Annotated in this window: 19 protein-coding genes; 10 read left to right on the plus strand and 9 right to left on the minus strand. The window is 46.7% G+C overall.

The window, feature by feature from the left end:
* Positions 1-23 precede the first annotated feature (23 nt).
* From AC06L3_RS01380 to AC06L3_RS01405, 6 genes are all read right to left on the minus strand, one after another.
* Positions 24-1,520 (minus strand): UDP-N-acetylmuramoyl-L-alanyl-D-glutamate--2,6-diaminopimelate ligase, encoded by a 1,497-nt coding sequence (locus tag AC06L3_RS01380; RefSeq protein WP_475668836.1) that lies wholly within the window; start codon positions 1,518-1,520, stop codon positions 24-26.
* On the minus strand, positions 1,517-3,652 hold the full coding sequence (locus AC06L3_RS01385) for a penicillin-binding protein (RefSeq protein ID WP_475668837.1): 2,136 nt from the start codon (positions 3,650-3,652) through the stop codon (positions 1,517-1,519). The genes AC06L3_RS01380 and AC06L3_RS01385 overlap by 4 nt, the downstream gene beginning before the upstream one ends.
* An 11-nt stretch (positions 3,653-3,663) precedes the next feature.
* Positions 3,664-3,996 (minus strand): FtsL-like putative cell division protein, encoded by a 333-nt coding sequence (locus tag AC06L3_RS01390; RefSeq protein ID WP_475668838.1) that lies wholly within the window; start codon positions 3,994-3,996, stop codon positions 3,664-3,666.
* The gene (gene rsmH / locus AC06L3_RS01395; RefSeq protein WP_475668839.1) at positions 3,993-4,922 is read right to left on the minus strand and encodes a 16S rRNA (cytosine(1402)-N(4))-methyltransferase RsmH; all 930 of its coding nucleotides are present in this window, start codon (positions 4,920-4,922) and stop codon (positions 3,993-3,995) included. Before rsmH ends, AC06L3_RS01390 begins: the two co-directional genes overlap by 4 nt.
* A 13-nt stretch (positions 4,923-4,935) precedes the next feature.
* Entirely contained in the window at positions 4,936-5,391 is a 456-nt protein-coding gene (locus AC06L3_RS01400) for a division/cell wall cluster transcriptional repressor MraZ (protein WP_475668840.1), read from the minus strand.
* A gap of 145 nt (positions 5,392-5,536) precedes the next feature.
* Positions 5,537-7,603: a dipeptidyl-peptidase 3 family protein gene (locus AC06L3_RS01405; RefSeq protein ID WP_475668841.1), complete on the minus strand. Its 2,067-nt coding sequence runs from the start codon at positions 7,601-7,603 to the stop codon at positions 5,537-5,539.
* A gap of 70 nt (positions 7,604-7,673) precedes the next feature.
* On the opposite strand from AC06L3_RS01405, the gene AC06L3_RS01410 reads away from it, so the two are divergent.
* From AC06L3_RS01410 to AC06L3_RS01420, 3 genes are read left to right on the plus strand one after another with little or no spacing between them, the layout of a single operon-like run.
* Positions 7,674-8,042: a DMT family protein gene (locus tag AC06L3_RS01410; RefSeq protein WP_475668842.1), complete on the plus strand. Its 369-nt coding sequence runs from the start codon at positions 7,674-7,676 to the stop codon at positions 8,040-8,042.
* Positions 8,043-8,052: 10 nt separating this feature from the next.
* Positions 8,053-9,294 carry a clostripain-related cysteine peptidase gene (locus AC06L3_RS01415; RefSeq protein WP_475668843.1) on the plus strand — a complete coding sequence of 414 codons (1,242 nt, stop codon included), beginning with the start codon at positions 8,053-8,055 and terminating at the stop codon, positions 9,292-9,294.
* 25 nt (positions 9,295-9,319) lie between these two features.
* The gene (locus tag AC06L3_RS01420; RefSeq protein ID WP_475668844.1) at positions 9,320-10,711 is read left to right on the plus strand and encodes an alanine/glycine:cation symporter family protein; all 1,392 of its coding nucleotides are present in this window, start codon (positions 9,320-9,322) and stop codon (positions 10,709-10,711) included.
* Between the two features lie 4 nt (positions 10,712-10,715).
* Here AC06L3_RS01420 and AC06L3_RS01425 read toward each other — a convergent pair whose 3' ends face one another.
* The 3 genes from AC06L3_RS01425 to AC06L3_RS01435 all read right to left on the minus strand — a co-directional run bounded on the left by AC06L3_RS01425 (position 10,716) and on the right by AC06L3_RS01435 (position 14,776).
* Positions 10,716-12,104 carry a hypothetical protein gene (locus AC06L3_RS01425; protein ID WP_475668845.1) on the minus strand — a complete coding sequence of 463 codons (1,389 nt, stop codon included), beginning with the start codon at positions 12,102-12,104 and terminating at the stop codon, positions 10,716-10,718.
* Positions 12,105-12,130: 26 nt separating this feature from the next.
* Positions 12,131-13,777, minus strand: coding sequence for an AMP-binding protein (locus AC06L3_RS01430; protein ID WP_475668846.1), 1,647 nt, complete (start codon positions 13,775-13,777; stop codon positions 12,131-12,133).
* A 135-nt stretch (positions 13,778-13,912) separates the two neighbouring features.
* Positions 13,913-14,776, minus strand: coding sequence for a LytR/AlgR family response regulator transcription factor (locus tag AC06L3_RS01435; protein WP_475668847.1), 864 nt, complete (start codon positions 14,774-14,776; stop codon positions 13,913-13,915).
* 65 nt (positions 14,777-14,841) lie between these two features.
* Here AC06L3_RS01435 and AC06L3_RS01440 point away from each other — a divergent pair, with 65 nt between their 5' ends.
* The 7 genes from AC06L3_RS01440 to AC06L3_RS01470 are packed head-to-tail and all read left to right on the plus strand — an operon-like array spanning position 14,842 to position 23,509.
* Positions 14,842-16,107, plus strand: a complete 1,266-nt coding sequence (locus AC06L3_RS01440; RefSeq protein WP_475668848.1) for a M16 family metallopeptidase — start codon at positions 14,842-14,844, stop codon at positions 16,105-16,107.
* Positions 16,108-16,111: 4 nt separating this feature from the next.
* Positions 16,112-16,585: a 23S rRNA (pseudouridine(1915)-N(3))-methyltransferase RlmH gene (gene rlmH / locus AC06L3_RS01445; protein ID WP_475668849.1), complete on the plus strand. Its 474-nt coding sequence runs from the start codon at positions 16,112-16,114 to the stop codon at positions 16,583-16,585.
* A 7-nt stretch (positions 16,586-16,592) separates the two neighbouring features.
* Positions 16,593-20,237, plus strand: coding sequence for a sensor histidine kinase (locus AC06L3_RS01450; protein WP_475668850.1), 3,645 nt, complete (start codon positions 16,593-16,595; stop codon positions 20,235-20,237).
* A 38-nt stretch (positions 20,238-20,275) separates the two neighbouring features.
* The gene (cmk, locus tag AC06L3_RS01455; RefSeq protein WP_475668851.1) at positions 20,276-20,983 is read left to right on the plus strand and encodes a (d)CMP kinase; all 708 of its coding nucleotides are present in this window, start codon (positions 20,276-20,278) and stop codon (positions 20,981-20,983) included.
* Positions 20,980-22,140, plus strand: a complete 1,161-nt coding sequence (locus AC06L3_RS01460; protein WP_475668852.1) for a sigma-54-dependent transcriptional regulator — start codon at positions 20,980-20,982, stop codon at positions 22,138-22,140. Before cmk ends, AC06L3_RS01460 begins: the two co-directional genes overlap by 4 nt.
* Positions 22,141-22,161: 21 nt before the next feature.
* A complete protein-coding gene (locus AC06L3_RS01465) occupies positions 22,162-22,581 on the plus strand; it encodes a DUF4783 domain-containing protein (RefSeq protein ID WP_475668853.1) in 420 nt (139 codons plus the stop codon).
* Entirely contained in the window at positions 22,541-23,509 is a 969-nt protein-coding gene (locus tag AC06L3_RS01470; protein ID WP_475668854.1) for a 4-hydroxy-3-methylbut-2-enyl diphosphate reductase, read from the plus strand. Before AC06L3_RS01465 ends, AC06L3_RS01470 begins: the two co-directional genes overlap by 41 nt.
* Positions 23,510-23,516 lie beyond the last annotated feature (7 nt).

Below are 23,516 nucleotides of genomic sequence, written 5' to 3' on the forward strand. Positions count from 1 at the left end.
CTTTATCTCTGTTGATTTATCTGTTATTTGTTGTCAAAAGCCTCCAGTACAGCCTCACGGTCTGAGAAATGTGTTTTCTCCGTGCCTATGATCTGATAGTCCTCATGCCCTTTGCCGGCAATGAGTATCATTGAGCCCGGACTAGTAAGCTGTATTGCCGCCCTTATGGCTTCCGATCTTGAAGGCAGGACCGTACATCTGCATTTGCCGCTCAGACTGAATCCCTGCATGATGTCGTTGATTATTGCCATAGGATCCTCCGTGCGCGGATTGTCAGAAGTTACGAATATCCTGTCTGCATATTTTTCGGCTATGGCAGCCATTTCGGGTCTCTTTGTCCTGTCACGGTCACCGCCACATCCGAAAACGCAAACCAGATCGGATTCGTAAGGAAGTTCCTTAAGCGCCTTCAGTACATTTTCCAGAGCATCGGGCGTGTGCGCATAATCAATCGCTGCAGTCTGGTTGTTTCCGCCTCTGTGGAATTCCAGACGTCCTTCGGCTCCTTTCAGTGTGCTCATGGCGGTTGCAGTTTCCTCCTCATTGGCGCCAAGCAGTATTGCTGCTCCGAATACCGCACTCAGGTTGGAGGCGTTATGCCTGCCTATGAGCCTGCACCAGAATTCCCTGCCGTTTATATTCAGAAGCATGCCTTCAAGTGTGTGCTCGATTATCCTTGTATGGAAATCCGCAGCGCCTCTGAGAGAATAGCTCAGGACTCTGCCCTTGCAGTTCTGAACCATCACCCTTCCGTTCCTGTCATCGTCATTGGTCAGAGCCCAGGAATCCGGGTCAAGTGAATCGAAAAGCGTTTTCTTGCAGGCCAGGTAATTTGCGAAAGTCTTGTGGTAATCCAGATGATCGTGAGTGAGGTTCGTGAATATGGCTCCTGTGAAATGAAGCCCGTAGGTCCTTCTCTGGTGCAGGGCATGGGAGCTGACCTCCATGAAACAATACTCGCAGCCGGCCTCGCACATCTGATGGAGGAGACTGTTGAGTTCAATGGGTCCCGGCGTGGTGTTTATTGCGGGATATTTTCTGTCTCCCACCCAGTTGGCAACTGTAGAGAGCAGACCGCAGGAGTAACCCAGTTTAGTGAACAGCTGGTACAATATTGTGGCAATGGATGTCTTTCCGTTAGTGCCGGTTACACCAACCAGTTTGATTCTTGAGCTGGGATTTCCGTAGAACTGCGAAGCAATTTCAGATACGGCAATCCTTGAATCCTTTACGCGGATGACAGTTGTTTCATCTGCATTTTCAGGCAGCTTTGATTTCAGCAGCCGCCTGCATTCTTCAAGAGGCATTGATGTGACAATCACTCCGGCGCCGTTCTTAACGGCCATATGGTTGTAATCGTTTCCGTTCACAATGGCGCCGTCCACAGCAATGAACATTCCACCGCTCACACAGCGTCTGGAATCATCGCTGATTGAAACCACATCATCCTCCATGGACATACGGCCCATGAAGGATTCAGTTATATCAAGTTTTGAAACCAAGTCCGCAAGTTTCATCATTCCGTTTCTTTTTTCTTGTTTGATAATAAGTGTTCTATTATTTCTCCGATTCCACTGCTGTCTGTCTGCTTGATATTGCCCAGACTCAGGTGAACCTGCGCACCTTTTCTGATGGGGCTGCCCGGTGAAGGTGATTGCTCCACCACTCTTCCGCTTCCGGAGAAACTCACATCAAAGCCCTCGCTTTCCAGCAGATACAGCGCATTCTTGAGTCCCATTCCTGTAAAATCCCCCATAACGGTATCGGCGGCAACGGAAGAATCTATCACCCTTGCAGGCAACGCCTGTCCTCTGTTTATGCCCAGTTCTGCAAATACCATCTTCTGTTCATCCTCCCTTGCCTTTGAAAGAACCGGTCTGCCGGGGCTGCTGTGTTCCTCCTCCGTACCCCAGTTCTGTGGGGAAACGCTGTACAGGTATTCTGCCATCTTCTTGAATACAGGTCCTGCCCATGTTGCTCCGTAGAATACTCCTGCTGTCTTGCCGCTGTAAAGCACAACGATGGCTGAATACTTTGGCGCATTTGAAGGGAAGAAACCTACGAAAGTTGCCTGATACTTCATATAGCCACCGAAACTGTAACCGTGTCTTCCGTTAGCTATTCTTGAGGTTCCGGTTTTTCCTGATATCGGGAACATGCTGTTGCCGATTGTCCTTCCGGTTCCGTGTTCCACCACAGCCCTCAAGGCTTTCTGAACAGTCTTTGCGGTTTCCTTCGAACATATAGCCTCATTGATTACAGTAGGATGGAACTTCTTTACAGGCATTCCCTTGAAACTGTATTCCTCAATGAGATAAGGGCGGCTCATCCTGCCGTTTGCTGCAATGGCATTATAGAAAGTGAGAGTCTGCAAAGGCGTAAGCAGGGTGGAGTAGCCTATTGCCATTGAAGGCAGAGACGAAGCACTCCATATCTTCTCATCCGGAGAATGTATGGTGGAACGGGCCTCTCCTTTTATTGCAAGGTCATACTTCGCTCCAACTTTCATGTTCTTTATCCTGTTGACAAAACGGTCCGGATTGCCGGCATAGTTCTCTGCGGCAAGTTTTGCAAAAACAATGTTGGATGACTGTTCCAGGGCTTTCTGAACAGTACAAGGTCCAATGTAGTGAGTGTCGTGGAATTTCTGTTTGCCGTATGCCCATACACCTGTGCCGGGATTGACAGGAGTTTCAAGAGTCACGAGTTTGTCTTCGAGCAGGCAGGTGAGTGTGATGGCCTTGAATACCGACCCAGGCTCTCCAGGGTGCATGATTGCATAATTGTATATTTCATCGAATTCACCCCTCTTGTTCCTCTTGAGATTCACCATTGCTCTTATGGCTCCGGTCTCCACTTCCATAACTATTGCAGTGGCTCCTTCCAGTTGCTCCGTAATCTGCAGCTGCTCCAGAAGAGCCTTGTGAGCGGCTTCCTGGAAGTCTATGTTGATGGTGGTTCTGATGTCCATTCCGTCAACAGGCTTTTTGTTGCGCTCATCATCAACAGGAATCCACTCTCCGCCAACGTATCTCTGTACTTTCTGCAGGCCCGATTCTCCCTTGAGAAGGGAATCGCAGCTGATTTCAAGACCGGTACCAACGTTCTCCCGGTTGATGAAGCCTATCAGACGCTTTGCAAGATTGCCGTAAGGCTGTATTCTCTTGTAATTGTCTTCAATAATCAGACCACTGTATTTACTGCCTTTGTTGAACAGAGGGAAGGATTTGAGCCTGATAAGGTCTGTATAGTCAATCAGCACCTTGCTCACTCTTTTGTACTGGTTCAATTTCTTCCTGCTTCGTTCGGTAAGCAGCATCTTCTTGTATTCGGCTGCATTTTTATCCTTGAAGAGTGAAGCCAGACTGTCGGATACGGCATCTGCATATTTGTACAGCGTATCAGGGTTAATCACGGAAAAATCCATCCTTATTTCGTAATAAGGCACTGATGTTGCCATAGGCCTTCCGTCGGTGGCCAGAATGTCACCGCGCATTGATTCCACTTTCTTGAACTTGTATGCTATTTCGTAGGAACCTTTCTCCGGAGGCCTGACGTACTGCAGATATACAATCTTGCCTATTGCCAGAAGCATAAGCAACAGGAATACCCAGAAAACAAGAACCAGTCTGCTGAAGTTTATTTTCCCCATAATCTCCGTTGTTATTCTTCTGTTTTTATACGCACAGCAGGCTTTGTTGGCTGCTGTAAACTTGATTTCATGAATGCGAGCCTTTCAATGACCTCCTCCCTCTTGCTTTCAAACTGCAGTCTTGCCATCTTGCTTCTGTAGTCGGCCTTGAGGTTGATCAGTTCGTTGCTGCAGTGTATATGCTTGAGCCTGGTGTTGGCAACGGCAATGTTGAGGCTTATGCACAGGACCAGAAGAGCAAAGACATAGAGTATGAATACTCTGTTGCCTTTCTCGAAAACTCCTTTCAGGAATTTGCCGTTGAAAATTGAAAATATGCTTTTAACTCCCATCTTTCCGTTCAAATTTTCTGAGCAACCCTCAGCTTGGCGCTTCTGCTTCTTGTATTTGTTGATATCTCCTCTTCTGAAGGAACCACAGGCTTTCTTGTAACCAGCCTGAAGGGTGATTCAAGCCTGCCGTAGAAATCCTTTTTCACCTCACCCTGCACATTGCCGCACTTGAGGAAATTCTTGACCATCCTGTCCTCCAGTGAATGATACGTTATGATGGACAGCCTTCCACCGCTCTTCAACGAATCCAGGGCTCCCAGAAGGAAATATTCCAGAGACCTCATCTCGTCATTCACTTCTATTCTCAGAGCCTGAAACAGCTTTGCCAGGAACTTGTGCTCCGTCTGAGTATTATAAAACTGTTTCACAGCGACAGCCAGATCCGCAGTTGTTTCTATCCTCTTCCTCTCCCTTGCCTTGATTACGGCTGCCGCAACTCTTCCGGGACTGTCAACTTCACCGTATGTGCCGAAAATATATTCAAGTTCCTCCCTGGATCTGTCATTCACCACCGAAGCGGCGTTCTTGCCCGACAGCCTGTTCATTCTCATATCAAGCGGAGCGTCATACCTGAATGAAAAGCCTCTTTCTCCAATGTCGAACTGATGTGAGGATACGCCCAGATCCGCAAGGATCCCGTCTGCAAGAGGATGCCTGTTGTAGCAGAGGAAGTTCTTGATAAAACGGAAATTGTTATGTATCAGACAGAAACTCGGGGTATTTGCGTTCCCCTGAGCGTTGCAGTTGCCTATTGCATCCGCATCCCTGTCAAATGCGAACAATTTTCCGTTTGCACCCAGTCTGGAGAGAATCTCACGGCTATGCCCGCCTCCACCGTATGTGGCATCTGCATAAATGCCATTGCTTTTTATATGGAGTGCATCAACGCTTTCCTTCAGCAGGACCGGGGTATGATAGGATTGCACTTGAACATTCATGATGCAGCCCTCCCTATGCAAGTATCTTTTCGGCTAAAGCCTCGTAATTTTCCTCACTCAGGGCTGTCAGGGAATACTTCTCCCTGGACCAGAGTTCAATCTTATGGTCGGCTCCCAGGAATACGACTTCTTTTGCTGACTGGCTTATGCCAACCTGCCGGAGCATTTCTGCAGGCAGGCTGATTCTGTTGAGACCGGTTGATGGTTCAATAACAGCTCGCCCCCTCATGTATTCCCTCCAGAAAGCGGCGTGCTCCCTGTTGTAAAGGTTAAGGCGCTGCTTCACTCTGGCAGATTCCTCCTCCCATTGCTCCTTGGTGAAAATCTCAATGCAGCACGCATACAAGTCCTTCTTGGCAACAAGGCATATCTTGCACCCTTCAGGGAACAAGGCCCTGAAAGATGCAGGAAATACCAATCTCCCCTTGTCATCCAATTTGCTTGTATATTCTCCAATAAACCTTATCATTATTTCAATGACTTGATGTGCAAAATTAAGCAAATCTTTCCATAGTTTTCCAAATTTTTCCACAATTTTCCACAAATATTTTTCAATAAAAAAAATCGGCCTCAGACGTGAATCTGAGGCCGATAGGAATTGCCAGACAAAAGGCCTATAGGAAAGAATAATTGCTACCGAGCTCCATCATCTGTGCCAGATAGTCATTGGTGTAAACAACTTCGTAGTCCACAATCTCCCCGTTCTTCTCAACAGGTCTGATGGTAGGGTTTATAAAACCCTTGTAAGGCTTGATCTCGAGTGATGCATATCTTTCACGTACCTCTTTGTGAAGTTCAGGGTCAATGTTGATTGCATAGGTCTCAACAAGATTCTTCCCTGCCTGGTAATCACCCTCTGACTTTATTCTCTGAATTTCAGCGAGGAGTTTACCGAAAAGTTTGCGCAGAGCCTGGTAATTGTTGATTACAAAGTATCTTTTTCCTTCACGGAATCTTTGCTCTATGACATCCTCCTTTGCGCCTGTTACACTGGCCAGACCGTTTTCATAGCACCATTGAGCAATGAGCTTGCGGTCCTGCATGTGTGATTCAGTGTTTGGTCTTCCAAGTTCAACCCTGGCGAACTGTGTGAACAGTCCGTTGACCATCTGGCCGAGATATTCTGCCTTGTAAGCGTCTGCATCAGGAACTATGCCAAGTTCAAGCATCTTAGGATCTGCGAGATAGTAGAGCCCGAAAAGGTCCGCTCTGGCCTCCTCGAGTGTGGAGTTGTATTCACCCAGTGCGTTTGGTGAAACCCCTGGAAGCAGCTGGCCTGAACCGTGACCGAGGCATTCGTGAAGGTCTGTGTGGAGGTCGCCGGTGATGTTCCTGTATTTCTTGAGCATTGCAATGTCGTTCTCATCCCAGTAGAATTCGTTCGTTACGCTCTTTGGATTTTCATCAGCCGCCTTGTTGTATGCATCTGTGATGTTTGCAATGGTAACGGATTTTGAGCCGTATTCCTTTCTGATCCAGTTGGAGTTAGGAAGGTTGATTCCAATAGGGGTTGCAGGGAAGCACTCGCCGCCGATGCAGGCAACTGTGATAACCTTTGCGCTCACGCCCTTTACTTCCTTTTTCTTGAATTCAGGATTTATCGGGGAGTTGTCCTCGAACCACTGGGCGTTTGCGCTGATGATCTCGGTTCTGCGTGATGCCTCAACATCCTTGAAATTCACCGATGACTCCCAGGCTGCCTTTCTTCCCATAGGATCGCAATAGTCCTCAATGAAGCCGTTCACGAAATCAACTATCGAGAGTGTATCCTGAACCCAGGTGATATTGTACTGGTCCCACATCTGGAGAGAGCCTGTGGTGTAGTATTCAACAAGCTCTGAAATGGCTTTGCGCTGCATATCGTTCTGTGCATGCTCCTTTGCCTTTTCAAGATGGGAGATGATGGCGTTTATGGCGTTGCCGTAAAGTCCGTTGCTGCAATAAACCTGCTCAACAATGTTTCCGTCAACTTTTGCAAGGCGGCTGTTAAGGCCATGGGCAACAGGCCTCTCATCCTTTGGATCCTCCATCTTTGCATAGAACTCCTCGGCCTCTTTCTTGGAGATGCTTCCGTCATAGAGGTTTGTGGCTGAAGCAAGGAGTATGTCCTTGTCGGAGTTAGGATATCTTCTGTGAAGGTAGGTTTCAGGATTGTAAATTACATCAAGAAGTTCCTCGGCGCTCAGTTCGTTACCCTGATATGAGCAGTTCCCTGAAGGCTGTGCCTGATAGCTGATACCATTGAGCAGTGCTGCAAAATACTCCTTTGAACATTCAGGGAAGAACTTGTCCTCTGAATAATGGTGGTGTATTCCGCTGCTGAAGAAGACTCTTTTGGCATATACCATGAATTTGTCCCATTCAGGGTTGTTCTCCTTGTTCGGATTCGCCTCTATGATGGCCTCAAGGGTCTTTCTGATCTTGATATTGTATTTGAAATTCTGGTCAAATAGAATGTCGCGGCCGCATTTTGCAGCTTCGCTCAATTCATAGATGTAAGCTTTCTGCTCAAGTGAAAGGGAGTCCCATCCGGGAATGCGGTACCTGAGAATCTGCAGATCCGCAAACTGGTCCACACTGTACTTGAACTCTTCCGCTTCGTTGCATTTCTGTTGGCAACCGCAAGCTAAAACGGCAAGGCCGCAGGCTAATGTCATGGTTTTAATAAGATTCATTTTCATTCAGTTTCTGTTTATAGTTTGCAAAGATAGATATTTTAATGTTAAATTTGCAGGATTGTATTTTATGTGTATGTCAAAAGGAATTGCAACCATATTATTACTTATTGTATCAAACGCATTCATGCTTTTTGCCTGGTACGGGCAGCTGAAATTCAATTTCAAGGGTGCGTTTCCCAAACTGGGTGTATTCGGAGTGATACTCATAAGCTGGATGATAGCATTCTTTGAGTATTGCTTCATGATTCCTGCAAACAAGCTGGGGCACATAAGCAACGGAGGCCCTTTTTCACTCTTCCAGCTCAAAATCATACAGGAGGCTGTAACTCTCATAGTTTTTGTGGTGTTTTCCGTGTTGCTGTTCAAGAGCGAGCCTTTGAAACTCAATCATCTGTTCGCCTGCATTTTCATAATACTGGCCGTGTATTGTGTGTTCAAATAAAACGTGGAGTATGAATATTTGCCTGTTCAAAAAGAATTTTGTCTTTATACTTGTTCTTGTGGCCTTTGCAGCCGTTTCCTGCGAGGCGGTGGTTGGTGTTGAGAAGGAGTTTGAAGTAAAGAAGAAGACTCTTCTGGTTTATATGGCCGGCAATACGAACATATCTTCACATGCATTGGCCAACATGGAACAGATGAAACAGGGCTATATTCCTGACAAGGACGGGAATATCATAATTTACAGCCACGTGGCGGAAGATCCCAACCATCCGGTTCTCATACACCTCAAGCAGGACAACGGGCAGCCGGTTCTTGATACAGTGTATAAGTTTCCTTATCAGAGTTCTGTTGCAACCGAGTCATTGACAAGTGCAATGAAAGTTACAAAAACCATGTTCCCTGCAGATGAAATGTCTCTGATTCTCTGGTCCCATGGTCTGGGATGGGTTCCTGTAGGGTATTATGCCGATTCACCTTCTCCCGACGATAATCAACAAAGCGAAAACTTTTCCTTGGACATTCATAGGCCTGTGCCCAATTCTTATTTCGGCCACGATTACATAGGGGATTCTCTCAATGTTCCTGGAATGGAAATCACAGCTCTGGCCAAGGCAATTCCTTACGAACTTGAATTCCTGATCTTTGATGCGTGCAATATGGGTAATGTTGAGGTGGCTTATCAGTTGAGGAACAATACGAAATACATAATATCGTCTCCTGCGGAGATTCTTGCCGAAGGCTTTCCATACAATAAGATAATGCAGCATATTTTTCAGGAGAAATCGGATCTGACGGCAGTTGCACAGGAATATTACAACTATTACATGTACGAGGCAGGCAACAGGTCGGCAACAATTTCACTTGTCGATTGCTCCAAACTCGGCGAACTGGCTTCTGTCACTGCAGACATATTCAATATTTACAGAGACGAAATAACATCATTGAAAAAATCCGACATACAGACTTTCTCCCGTTTCGGGAAGCACTGGTTCCATGATTTCGGGGACTTTATTAACAAACTTGCCGCCGATGGCAGGAATCCGGCTCCGGTTCAGGCTTTCAGACAGAAACTGGAAGAAACGGTATTGTACAAGGCTGCAACTCCAAAATTCATGGAACTGGTAATAGATCCCAACAGATATTGTGGCCTGAGTTCATACATAACATGCCCGAGCGATACGGAAATAAACAACGCATATAAAAAACTTGACTGGAACAATGACGTGCAGATGATAGTGGAGGATGAGAAATAGAAAATATTAAACGACGCTCAACAATATGGATGCTTTTTATCAATTTCTCTCAGACATGGCCGATGTGCTGTGGTCGTGGCCAACAATTATTCTGCTGCTTGGAACGCATATATTGCTGACCATAAGGCTCCGCTTCCCTCAGCGCTATATCTTCAAGGCCATAAGGATGTCGGTTGCACCGGACAAGGACAGTAACGGTGACGTAAGTCAGTTCGGGGCTCTGGCTACATCGCTGGCCGCTACAATAGGCACGGGAAATATTGTAGGTGTTGGAACGGCAATAGCTCTCGGAGGCCCGGGAGCGGTATTATGGTGCTGGATTACAGGCATTCTGGGCATTGCTACCAAATATTCAGAAGGACTTCTGGCCGTGAAGTACAGGGTAAGAACTTCCGACGGCACAATGCTCGGAGGTCCTATGTACGCATTGGAGAGAGGCTTGAATATGAAATGGCTTGGCGTACTGTTCTGCGTATTCACGGTGCTGGCATCGTATGGAATAGGCTGCACGGTTCAATCCAACGCCATCTCCACAATTATGGCGGATTCCGGAATGCTTGTCAAAGACGGTATCCCAACCTGGATAAGCGGACTGTTCCTGTCATTCATAGTTGCTCTGGTTGTTATTTTCGGTATCAAGGGTATTGCCAGAGTCTGCGGAGTGCTTGTTCCGTTCATGGCCGCTTTCTATGTTCTTGGATGTCTTCTGATTCTGTGTTTCAATGCGGAATATCTCGGTCAGACAATATCACTTATATGTAGTAGCGCTTTCTCTCCGGAAGCAGCGGGAGGCGGTTTCATTGGGACATCAATCATGATGACCGCCCGTTATGGCATTGCCAGAGGCCTTTTCTCCAATGAGTCCGGCCTTGGTTCCGCACCAATCGTTGCAGCGGCCGCACAGACAAGGAATCCTGTCCGTCAGGCTCTTGTTTCTTCAACGGCAACTTTCTGGGACACTGTTGTAGTTTGTGCCATCACAGGTCTGGTGCTGGTAAGTTCCATCATAGCTCATCCGGATATCACTTTCGAGGATGGTGGCAAGCTCACCACCCTGGCGTTCTCAAAGATTCCATACATGGGCCGTTTCATCCTGGAGGTAGGCCTGTTCACTTTTGCCTTCTCAACCATTCTCGGATGGTCATACTATGGAGAAAGATGTGCTGAATACCTTTTCGGAAAGAAAGTGCTGCCTTATTATAAGATAATATGGGTCATAATGGTGTTTGTAGGTGCTGTGCAGAGCCTGAACTCAATATGGAGCTTCGCAGACAGTGCGAACGCTCTCATGGCAATACCTAACCTCATAGCTCTGATTCTGCTGAGCGGGGTCATCAGAAAGGAAACCAGAAAGTACCTGTGGAACAAGGGACATCTCGATGATCTGTCTGATGACGAGGTCCCTTTGGTCAAGTAGTCCGTTAGAAATGAAGGTCCAGCCCTATGCCGTAGCAGACACTCTGCCTGTGGTAAACGTCCTTGCCTGGAATCCCCGGTGCTGTTGAACTGTTGTACGGGTCGGATTCTCTTGTAACTGATGAGTATTTTGTGAGCATGCATCCTGTATTAATGCTCAGATGTCTGGTCAAGCCTGCACTTATTCCCAATCCTACACTTGTAGATGGCGAGTTGAAATTCAAGTCCCTGTATTTCTGCGGGTCAAGCTCGAACAGCGAGCGCTGGAAAGCAGTTGAAAGAAGGATTCTTCTTGAAAGTTTCCAGTCAACTCCAAAAATGAATTCATCAGTGTTGCCGTTCAGGCCGTCCGTGAAGAAATTATCCGCAAACTGGTCGAAATAATGCAGGAACTGAGCGGAAAGCTTCACCGGTCCAAGATGCTTGCTCACGCAGGCAGTGAGAATTGAAGGGAGGTCGGACTCGGATCTTTCGCCATCGGGGTAAAGGCTTGCTCCATTAAGGACAACATCCTTCTTTGTTTTATTCTTTATCTGTACCGATGTGCAGAATTCGTATTTGACGCTGGCGCTCCAGCCATGTCCGAAGCCCTGCTTCTTGTCCGAATTCAGATTGAAGCTTTCGCCATCCCGGGCTCCGTTGCTTTTGAAGTAAGCGGAGAGTATCGGGGAGAAGCCCCATCCTGTCTGTCTGGTGTCAAGTTCCTTGTCTTCAATCAGATCCTTGAAAGGAGTTTGGTTCTCGGCAATCACAATGTCCTTGATATGCCCTTCATACTTGTTTGAGGTGTAGGCAATCCTGAGCTGCGCCGCTGCTGAAAAATTGTCGGAAATCCTGTAAGCCGCCCCTATTCGTGTTGTGACTGTAATGGATGTGCCCTTGAGGTAGATATCCGCCTTGTACGGCACATAATGAATCACAGGATCCAGTTCCGGCAATATTGCAGGTATCTGTGCTATGACGCTCTCGAAAGATGCAAGACCGTTATTGTATTCAACGCTTCCTCCACCGCTACCAATGCTTACTGCAAACGAAAGCGCCAGCCTGCCCCTCTTGTAGGCCGCATATACCGAAGGCACTACGGGTGAGAATGTGTTACCTTGGAAATGTTTCGTTTCCTTGCCGCCGTTGTTGGCTCCATGGGCAAAAGGCGCAAAAGTTGAATTGTTCCATCGCCTCTGTATGGCCTGCTGGTCATTGATTGAGAAGTGCCAGCCTTTTTCCAGAAATGCTGTTCCAGCAGGGTTGTAGTATATGGCATCCGGGCTCAGACTTGTTCCGCGGGCCATGTTTCTGAGAAATGATGCGCTCTGATTGGTGTTTGTAACCAGACCTCCGGCGTATGATTGCACAGCTATCGCTGTACCAAGTATTAATACCAGTACTTTCTTCATGATTGTTTCAAATTCCCTTTACGGATTTAATTGTAAAGATGTCTTTTGATTGAATGTTTAGGTGTGTGAACGAACCCTCCGTCTATCAGTTCAATGCTCTGAATCTTGCTGTATGCAGGCAGAAGTCTGTTCAATTGTATTCTGTTCTGTTCCATGATAGGGAGCAGGTCCTTGGCCTCCGTGAGCGGATGGTCATTGTCCTTTGCTGGAGAAACTATGGCAATCAACTGCTTGTTCCTTTCAACAACAAGGCATTCGCTTACGTATGGCATGTCTTTCAGGATGTCTTCAATCTCTTCAGGGTAGATGTTCTGCCCGTTTGAGGTGAGAATCATGCATTTGCTTCTTCCCTTGATGTAAATGTAGCCGTTCTTGTCAATTATGCCCAGATCACCTGTGCGCAGCCAGCCGTCGTCTGTGAAAGCAGCCTTGGTAGCCTCTTCATTCTTGTAGTAGCCGAGCATTACATTCGCACCCTTGACCTGCAGTTCGCCAACTAACTTGTGAGGCTTTTCGGAGTCCACTCTGATTTCATTGAGAGAGACTATCTTGCCACAGGCACCCAGAACGGTTTTTGGAGGTGTGATGTATCCTATCAAAGGTGCGCACTCTGTCATTCCGTAACCTACGGTGTAAGGAATGCCGGCTTTCTTCATGAGATGCTCAACCGGTTTGGACAATGCCGCTCCTCCAATGTCTATCTCCCTGATATTGCCGCCGAACGCTCCTATGAGTTTCTTCCTTATTGATGAATATACTATTCTGTTCAGCAATGGAATCTTCATGAGCAGCTTTACGCCTTTCCTGTCCAGAGCCGGCATTATCTTATTCTTGAAAATCTTCTCAATTACAAGAGGAACCGCAATGAGGAGGTATGGCTTCACTTCGGCAAATGCTTTGAGAAGGATTGAAGGTGAAGGTGTTCTACCCAGAAAATATACGTGGCAACCTCCGCAGAAAGTGTAAAGGAACTCAAAAGCCAGACCGTACATATGTGCCATCGGGAGCATGGAAAGAATGGTGTCCTTTCCCGGAGTGCAAGGCACATTGCTCAGACCGAACTCAACATTCGACGATATGTTCCTGGAGCTGAGCATGATGCCCTTAGGCGATCCGGTGGTTCCTGACGAGTAGTTTATTACTGCAAGTGAATCCAGGTCATCACTGGCGTATTTCATCATTTCAGGCCTGAATCCGTTAGGGTAGGCTTTGGAGAAATCCGTACCTATATTGTTGAAATGCTCCGCAGCGTTTTCATCCTTGAGATACAGCGGCTGGAAATCCGAAAGGTCAATGACCGCCAGGATATCCCTCATATCGGCTCCGTTCAGACCGCTCCATATCTTTTTCTCCGTGAAAAGTATGCGGCTGTCTGAATGGACGGCCAGATTCTGCATCATTTCAGGAGTGAATTCGTTCAGGATGGGAACAGAGACGCAGCGCTTGGTCTGAACAGCAAGGAACGCTATGGCCCACCTTGCCGAATTCTTGCCGCAGAGTGCGACTTTGTCACCGGCTTTCAGACCCAGCTTGTCAAATAATATATGCAGCTTTGCTATTTCGGATGCAACTTCCGCATGTATGAATGTCTCTCCCTGGAAATTCGACAAGGCAGGCTCATTCCACTGCTTTGTCATTGTTTCCTCCAATATGCTCAAATAGTGTCTCATCATTCGATAATTTTTTCGACGATGCAAAATTGAGGGTATTGCGGGTGGTGCCCAAATTTTTGTGATGTATCAGACGGTTTGGGTCTGAAATTGGCGTTTTCAGGGGTGAAAAACCCGAATTCAGGGGTGAAAAACATATTAGGATTTGATAATCCAGTCGGAAATACTCTGGCTGTATCTCTTTGAGATAGGAATTTCGGGCACTCCTTCAATCCCCATTTCAATGAAAACACCTTCTTTTTCCCTGCTCAGAACCTTGATGTGCTCCAGATTCACTATATAGGATCTATGGCATCTTTTCACATTGGTGTTTTCAAGCTGGTTCTCGATTCTGGTAAGTGTGTTTCTGACAAGGACTTTCTTTATCCTGTCATTGTTGAGGTACCATACGTTCACGTAATTGTCCGCGCTTTCAATGAGAACCAGATTCTCTCTCCTGATGGAAAGACGCATTTCATCATGCTCGTCAAAGATCTGTATGTATGCTTTCTTGAGTGCATTTTCATCTTCCTCCAGCTTTTTCCTTATGGCTCTCAGTTCCCGGGCCTTATCCTGCCATATGAAATATACGTAACTCATAACGTATGGTATAAGCAATACAAGTATGGTCTTGATGAGCATCTGTCTGAAAGTGTCCGAGAAATTGCCGCTCGGGTCGAAAGATGTGTACTGGATGATGGCGTAAATCAGTACCATGGTCAGAATTTCGCACACCACCCAGATTATGTAGCTCCTGTAGGTGAATGGCTTCTTTCTTGCGTAGAAGCCCATGAGTATGCGGCTGGCTGCGATTACAGCAAGCCCTATGAAAATGATGCACACCAGAGTTATGTTCTTTGCAAGGGAAGGAGAGGCTCCCATTCTGGTAAAGAACGATGTGTCTATATAATCGAAGTTGAAAGGCTGGTATGCAATGAAAAAGGCAAGGATGAACAATGGTACGAATATTACCATTGTTATCTGGTTTTTCTTTTCGTATATGAAATGCGGAATCTGCTTCATGGTTTATAATTGTTTGACAAAGGTACAAATAAACACACAAGTATTTTTGTAAATTTGCAGTTAATATGGAAAAGCGTATGGATTGCGGCAAACTGAAATATTCGTATAAAAGGATTCATTCCAATGTGGCGTACTGTGCACTTACGGCAAAGGTGGGTACACGCAACGAGCAGGAGAGATTCAACGGAATGGCCCATCTGGTTGAGCATATGCTGTTCAAGGGAACGGAACGCAGAAGTTCCGGCAATATAAACAGCAGGCTGGAAAAGGAAGGCGGGGACCTGAATGCTTATACAACAAAGGAAGAAATCGTGCTTTACTGCACGGTTCTCAAGGAGGATCTGGCAAAGGGCGTGGACCTGCTGCTCGAAATGGCCATGAGCTCAACTTTTCCACAGAAGGAGCTGGTCAAGGAGAAGGATGTGGTTTATGATGAGATAATCACGTACAAGGACTCCCCAGCGGACCAGATATACGATGATTTCGAGGGACTGCTCTTCAAGGGCCATCCTCTTGGAAAACTCATATTGGGTACAAGGAAAAGCCTGAAGAAAATCACTTCCGAAGATCTCCTGGAGTTCACCAGGGAATATTTCACGCCCGGTAACATGGCTCTTTCCGTAGTGGCCAATGTTGAGCCGTCAAGGCTGGAAACCACCATCTGGCGTTCTCTGGAAAAGTATTCACCGGGCAGCGGATTGCAGTATATCCCCGATGAAACCACTCTTTTTGAGCAGCCGGTTCTTGAGAATCCCTATTCTTCACTGGCTGCAGGCAATCAGTTCACCCTTTCAGAGAACAGGCATCTGCATCAGAGCCACTGCATAATAGGATGCAGCGCTCCTTCCTTTTACAGCAACAAGGAACGGTGCACTCTGGCGCTTGTGGCCAACATGCTTGGAGGTCCTGCGTCAAATTCAGTGCTGAACACATTGCTCAGGGAGAAGCATGGTCTGGTATACACGGTGGAGGCGGCGTATACTCCATATTCCGATACCGGCATATTCACGGTGTATTTCGGTTGCGACGCTTCAAACATAGAGAAGTGCAAGTCGTTGGTTTATTCCACTCTGGAGAAATTCGCCGGCACGGAAATTGCTGATAACAGGCTCAAGGGCGCAAGGAAACAATTCATTGCGCAGATGCTCATAGCGGCGGACAATCTTGAATCACAGGCTCTAGGAATGAGCAAAGCCATGCTTGTGTTCAATCAGATAAGTCCTTTTGAAATGTCGCGCCGTATGGTGGAACAGATAAGTGTGGAGGATGTTATGAATGTATGTTCCAAAGTGTTTGATAGAAAGAGATTGAGCGAACTCATTTATTTTTGACGGTATGAAAATCACTCTCCTTACAGTTGGAAAGACTACATTCAGCTTTGCTGCCAGGGGTGAGGAACTGTATCAGAAAAGATTGCAGTTCTACACTCAGTTCAGGAGAGTTGATATACCGCAGCTTAAGTATGCGGCATCGCTGAGCCGTGAGGAAGTAAAGGTAAAGGAAGGTGAACTTATTCTCAAGTCTCTCAAGCCCGATGATGATGTCATCCTTCTTGATGAACGCGGAAACGAGTACAGTTCCATTGACTGGGCTGCAAGCCTTGAAAAGAAGATGATGTCTTCCGGAAAGGACATTGTTTTTGTAGTGGGAGGTGCATACGGATTCAGCCAGGCCGTGTATCAGAGGGCCAACAGCAAGCTCAGCCTTTCCAGAATGACATTCTCGCATCAGATAGTGAGATGCATTTTCCTTGAGCAACTGTACAGGGCCTTTACAATAATAAAGGGCGAGCCATACCATCACAAGTAGAAAAGATATGAAAAGAAGTCATGATACAGTTGTTCATTTCAAGCGCTTCTTGAAAATGGGGTGGCTGGGGAAGCTTGTGCACAAGCCGCTGGCTTTGTCCACACTGATATGCTTCTGCCTGGCTCTGGTGTCAGCCGCTCTTTCGCAGCTGACAGGTCCGGATTACAATGATGCAGAAAGACATGCGGCGAGACTCGAAAAGAAGATAGCAAGGCTTACCGAGGACCTTGACAATTTTGCCGGAAGAGCGTTGGACGCACCAGCGGATGAGTGGCTGAAACTGGGTGACCTTCCTGAAGATATGGTGGTGTACCGCTATTGTGCCGATACAATACAGTCTTGGGTGAACCGGTTCCCTATAAACAATGATGAAGTTGATGTCCTTCCATACTGGTATAGGCTTCAGTACAATACAAGAAATTATTTCAGCACTCCGCTGGCCTTTCTCTCGGACAAGTTCCAGTATGTGAATCTGGGCTCCGCCTGGTATGTGGTGAGAGTATATCTCAGGGATGATATGAAAGTCATTGCCGGATTGCTCATCAAGACCGAATATCTGTCGGACAATGCCATACTCAGGAGCAGGATGAATCCGCGGCTGAGCGCCGGAGGCATTAACATAATGCCTGTCACGTACGGCGATGGCGTACCTGTATCCACAAAGTCAGGCGAACTTCTGTTCAATGTTGAAAGCAGCATGGCTCCGTCAATGTCACAGGGCAACATAATACTTCTCTGGATTTCACTGCTGATGGCTCTGGCCGGTTTCTATTTGCTTGCTGTCTGGAGAAGGAACTTGAACTGCTTCCTGATATCTGTGGCCGGTGCTCTGGCCATATCCCTTGCAGGCCTTTACATAGGATTCATGCTCAGATTCGATTCCACCATCTTCTCCCCGAATCTCTATGCGGACTACTCTCCTTTTTCATCTTTGGGCAATCTGTTAATAATCAATCTGTTTGCATATTTTGTAGCCAATGGTATATATATTATAAGGAGAAAGATCATACCGAACAAAAGAGGAAGTCACTGGAGAATCAAAGCTTCTGCATTCCTTGCGGTGCCGGTTCTGCTCGCCCTTTACATAGGATGGACCCTGAACTCGTTGATAGACAATTCCAATATCACTCTTGAGATTTTCAACGTGGCCGGTCTTGACCAGTACACACTTCTATGCTATGTTTCATATGCAATGCTGTTCGTGGCTCTGATGCTTCTGTTGCAGGTGTTCCTCAGACTTGCCGGTTTCCCTCTTGCCCGTACGGTTATAAACTGGAAGTGGCTGGCCGTGTATGTATTTGCGGTGTCGCTGTATATGGTGCTGGTTGTGAATATAAAGAGCCATTACAGGGAAATCAACAGGACGGAAGTGTGGCTTAACAAGCTGTCAGTTGAAAGGGATGTTTCGCTTGAACTCCAGCTCCGGAACATGGAGAGCAAGATTCCGCTTGACCCCATTATAAACAAACTGCTCAACGGCCCGCTTTCAACAGAAGTCATATCAATGATAACCAAGAGGCTGGATGAGCATTATTTCTCCAATGTGGAAAGGAAATATGAAATAGTGGTGACCGTTTCAACATCTGACGAGCAGCTGTTCTATCAGGATGGAAGGAGTCTGGTCAATATCAATTCATATTACAGGGACCAGCTTGAAAGGTATGGTCTGCCCATCTCCGACAAGTGCATCTTCCATTATCTGAACAATTACAACGGCAGAGTGAGCTATCTGGGTGCATACACTATTCTTACCGAGAACGGCAGGGCCAGACTGTACATAGATATGAACTCCAGGCTTACAAAGGAGAATGAGGCATATTCCGCACTGCTCTTTGACTATACCACTGCCGACAAGGTGAACATGCCTCTTGAGTATTCATACGCCAAGTATGTGGAGGGGAAGCTTACCGTTTACAGCGGAGATTTCAAGTACCGCTCGATAGTGGACAGCCGGGCCTTCAATGAGGGGTATTCAACATTCGTGAAGGATGGCTATCGCCAGTTCATATATAAATTCTCGGATGACGTTGTGATAATGATAAGCCGCCTGCGCCGCAACATTCTGCAATACCTGATATCGTTTTCATACCTTCTCATGTTCAACGCAGCCATCTTCCAGACGATGCTGTATCTGCGAAGGGTGAAAAGAATCAAAGGGTACAGGAGCAGTCCCAAGTCTTCAATAAAGAAGAAGATATCCAATCTGGTTTCCATTTCCCTTGGAATCACATTGCTGTTCATGGGGCTTGGCTCAATCTGGCTTTTCCTTACATACTCCAATACGGCCAACAGAATGCAGATGGAGGAGAAACTGGTGACAGCGCAGTCCACGCTCACTGATTTCAGCAAGTATGTTGATACTTACAAGAATGTGAATTCGCAGGATTTGAACCAGAACATGGACCGCCTTGCCCAGAACCTGCAGGCGGACATCAATCTCTTTGACCCTCACGGCAGTCTCATACGTTCCACCCGTATTGAACTGTTCAAGCGTTTCCTCCTTTCTTCGAGAATGGACAACAAGGCATTCTATGACATAGTTTTCAACAACGAGCGTGCTGTGATACAGAAGGAGAGGATAGAGAATCTTACATATTATTCAATGTATGCTCCTTTATATAATATAAACGGCTCTCTTGTTGCCATAGTGAACATACCGTATTTTGCCAGAACAATGGCTTTCCGCAATGACATTTCAGGCATTGTGGCAACTATAGTGAACCTGTTCATCCTGCTTCTGATAGTTGCTCTGGTGAGCAGCCGTTTCCTTTCCAGTTCTCTTGTAAGGCCTATATCCCTGATAGGTGACAGAATGAGGGTGACAGACATTTCAAAGGGAGCCGAGCATATTATTTACAACCGTCACGATGAGCTGGGCTCTCTGGTGCATTCCTACAACCAGATGGTTGATTACATTGAAACATCCACAAAAAGGCTGGCCACAGCGGAAAGGGAGAAGGCATGGAATGAAATGGCCCGTCAGATAGCCCACGAAATAAAGAACCCGCTTACGCCTATAAGACTCAATATACAGTATCTGCTGATGCTCAAGAAAAAGGGAATCTCATCATGGGAGGAGAAATTCGAGCAGAGCGCCGATTCAATACTGGAGCAGATAGACAATCTGGCCAACATTGCTTCCGAGTTCTCGTCCTTTACAAAGTCCTATTCCGAGACCCCTCAGCTTGTGGACCTTTATGAACTTATCCTCAATCAGAAGAATCTTTTTGACACACGTGACGATATGAAAGTGCTGTTCACGGCCTATTCCGATGAAATGAACGCCAAGGTGTATGTGCGCAAGGGCAATATAGTGCGAGTGCTGATGAACCTGCTCTCCAATGCCACTCAGGCCATAGATTCTTCCGGGACGGATTCAGCGCAGCATGCTATGGGCTTTGTGAGGATTGCCCTTGAACAGGATGGGGGTTTTTACATTGTGAAAGTGGAGGATAATGGTCCGGGGGTGCTTCCGGAGAATGTTGACAGGCTCTTCAGTCCTAAATTCACTACGAAGACAAGCGGTACAGGACTTGGGCTGGCAATATGCCGGAACATTGTCCAGCAGGAGGGAGGCCGCATTGAATACAGCCCTTCTGAAATGGGTGGAGCATGTTTCAGCTTCAGCATACCTGTGTACAATGAAATATAGTTTTCAGCGGCCGCTGAATTTTATTACTTTTGTGGAATATGAACTACAGGAAAATAATAATTGCCATTGACGGCTATTCTTCAACCGGAAAAAGCAGTTTTGCCAAAGGTCTTGCGGCAAAACTCGGTTACATATATGTGGATACAGGAGCAATGTACAGGGCTATCACATATTTTGCATACACAAACGGTTTCATCGATGACAGCAACAAAATCAAGGTTAACTGGCTGGCAACTCTTCTGCCGCAGATTGAAATCTCATTCAGATTGAATCGGGGCGGAAAAAGCGAGACCTACCTCAACGGAGCCAATGTGGAGTCAAGGATCAGAACCATGCAGATTTCCAACAAGGTGAGCTATATTTCAGCGCTTGCTTTCGTAAGGATATATGTGGACCGTATCCTTAGGGACATGGCCGTTGACAAGGGCGTTATAATGGATGGCAGGGATATTGGCACAGCAGTGTTTCCCAATGCCGAACTGAAAATATTCATGACCGCTTCCGAGGAAGTGCGGGCGCAGAGGCGGCTTGCGGAAATAAAGGCCAAAGGCGGCTCAGAAACTTTTGATGAAGTTCTGAACAATCTGAGAAAGAGGGACAGGATTGATTCCACAAGAAAAGTGGATCCGCTCACCAAGGCGCCTGATGCACTTGTGCTTGACAATTCCAATATGACAATGGAGCAGGAATATGACTGGGCAAGGGAAATTCTTCGTACAAAATTCAATATAGAGTTCATTGCATGAAAATTTTAATAATTGACGATGAAAAGAGTATAAGGAATATACTCAAGGAAATAGTGGAGATGGAAGGTCATGAGGTATCTACCGCTTCAAACGGGAAGGATGGCCTCGACTGCTTTGCATCCTGCACGTTCGACCTTGTGTTCTGTGATATTAAAATGGAGGGAATGGACGGGGTTGAGGTGCTGGAGAATATCATGGCACAGCCAACGGATGCAGCTGTGGTGATGATTTCCGGTCACGGAGACATTGATACTGCAGTGGAGTGTATGAGAAAGGGAGCCTACGACTTCATTTCAAAGCCTCTGGACCTGAACAGAATAATGGTTACTCTCAAGAATGTTGCAGACAAGTCCCATCTTGTAAAGGAAAATCGCATCCTCAGGAAGAAGGTTTCAGGAGTTCAGGAAATAGTAGGTCAGTCGGAGACTATCCGGAAGGTCAGGGACATGATAGACAAGGTAGCCCTCACCGATGCCAGAGTGCTGGTCACAGGTTCAAACGGAACAGGCAAGGAACTGGTGGCAAGATGGCTTCATGAGAAGAGCAACAGAAGCACCATGCCTTTCATTGAGGTCAATTGCGCCGCTATTCCCGGTGAACTCATTGAAAGTGAACTTTTCGGTCACGAAAAAGGTTCCTTCACCTCCGCAATCAAGCAGCATAAAGGAAAGTTCGAGCAGGCCGAAGGTGGTACACTCTTTCTGGATGAGATAGGAGACATGTCACTTGCGGCGCAGGCCAAGGTCCTGCGAGTGCTTCAGGAAAGGAAATTGAGCAGGGTAGGATCCGACAAGGACATCAACGTTGACGTGAGGGTCATTGCAGCAACGAACAAAAATCTTCAGGAGGAGATAAAGAAAGGTACATTCAGGGAGGACCTGTATCACAGGTTGAGCGTCATTATTATCCAGGTGCCGTCTCTGGCTGAAAGGAAGGAGGATATCCCTGTACTGGTCAAGCATTTCATCAGTCAGATATGTTCCGAGAACGGCGTGCCGGAACGTAGGATAAGCGATGAAGCTCTTGAGGAACTCTCCAGCCATCCGTGGACCGGAAACATAAGGGAACTGAGGAACGTTACAGAGAGGCTCCTTATCCTTGGATCGCCGGAAATAAGCAGGGATGACGTCCTGATGTTCGCCACACCTAACATGTAAGCAGGAAAGATGCAGATGAAAATGTCGAGGAACATAAGAATCATATTATGCGTACTGGCATCCGCAGTACTGCAGATGTTTTTCTGTCAGTCCGTTACGGCCCAGATCAAGCGCAGCAGCGATTCCTTTGTCCCGATTGCAAAATACATTTCACGCGGTGACGCCAGAAGCCTTTCCTCCTGGTTCGCCAGGAATATGGAAATAAACATACTTGGTAAGGTGAATGATTGCAGCAAAAGGCAGGCTACCCAGATTGTGCGCAATTTCTTCACAACATACAAGGTGAAGTCATTCACAATCATTCACAAAAGTGGAGTTGCCCCCATGAAGTATGCAATAGGCATTCTGAATGCCGGCGGCCAGAGCTTCAGAGTCACACTTTTCGTTAGAACAAATGAAGATGGAAACTATATCCAGCAATTCACGATTGAGAGGGAATGACCGGCTGAGCATATGCGTGGAACTGGACAGTGAGTCAGGTTTCTGCCCGGGTGTTATCCGTGCCGTTGATTCAGCTGAAAGGAATTTGAAACTTTGCGGGGAACTATATTCTCTGGGAGCAATAGTCCACAACAGCTCGGAACTCGAGCGTTTGGCCGGTTCCGGCTTGAAAATCATAGGCCTTGATGAAATGAGGAACATGCACAATGCCGTTGTTCTGATAAGAGCTCACGGCGAACCGCCACAAACGTATGAACTGGCCAGAAAGAACAACATCAGACTGATTGATTGCACTTGTCCTGTAGTGCTCAAGCTGCAGGACAAGATCAGGAACGTGTATAAGGAGGAAGGCGCACAGGTGCTGATTTTCGGCAAGGAGGGACATGCGGAAGTCAACGGACTCGTGGGTCAGGTAGGGAACGATGCAATAATCCTTGATGTGCTGCGAGGTGAGGATGGTAAGGAAAATGTCATCAGGAACATTGAGAGAATAGACTGGAGCCGTGACCTTGTGATTTTTTCACAGACCACCAAGGATCCTGAGGACTATGCATATCTTTGCGGGGAAATCAGGAAACGTTCAAGTAAAAAGCTCACCGTTTACGATACCATCTGCAGGCAGGTTGCGCACAGACACGAGCATCTTGTGAATTTTGCGGCAAAGCACAACGTCATTCTATTTGTGAGTGGAGCGGAGAGTTCCAACGGCAAGGTGCTTTATGACCTTTGCAGGAGCGTGAATCCGCATTCCTATCATATACAGAGCATTGACCAGATTCAGCCACAGTGGTTCAGCCCGCTTTTACACGCATGGGAGGAAAGTGTGAGCGTAGGAGTATGCGGCGCCACCTCAACACCCAAGTGGCAGTTGGAAGAGGTTGTGGCGTATTTGAAAGAATCAAAATTATTGGTATCTTTGCGAGATTAAAGAAAAT

This window comes from Candidatus Egerieousia sp. (assembly GCF_056211015.1).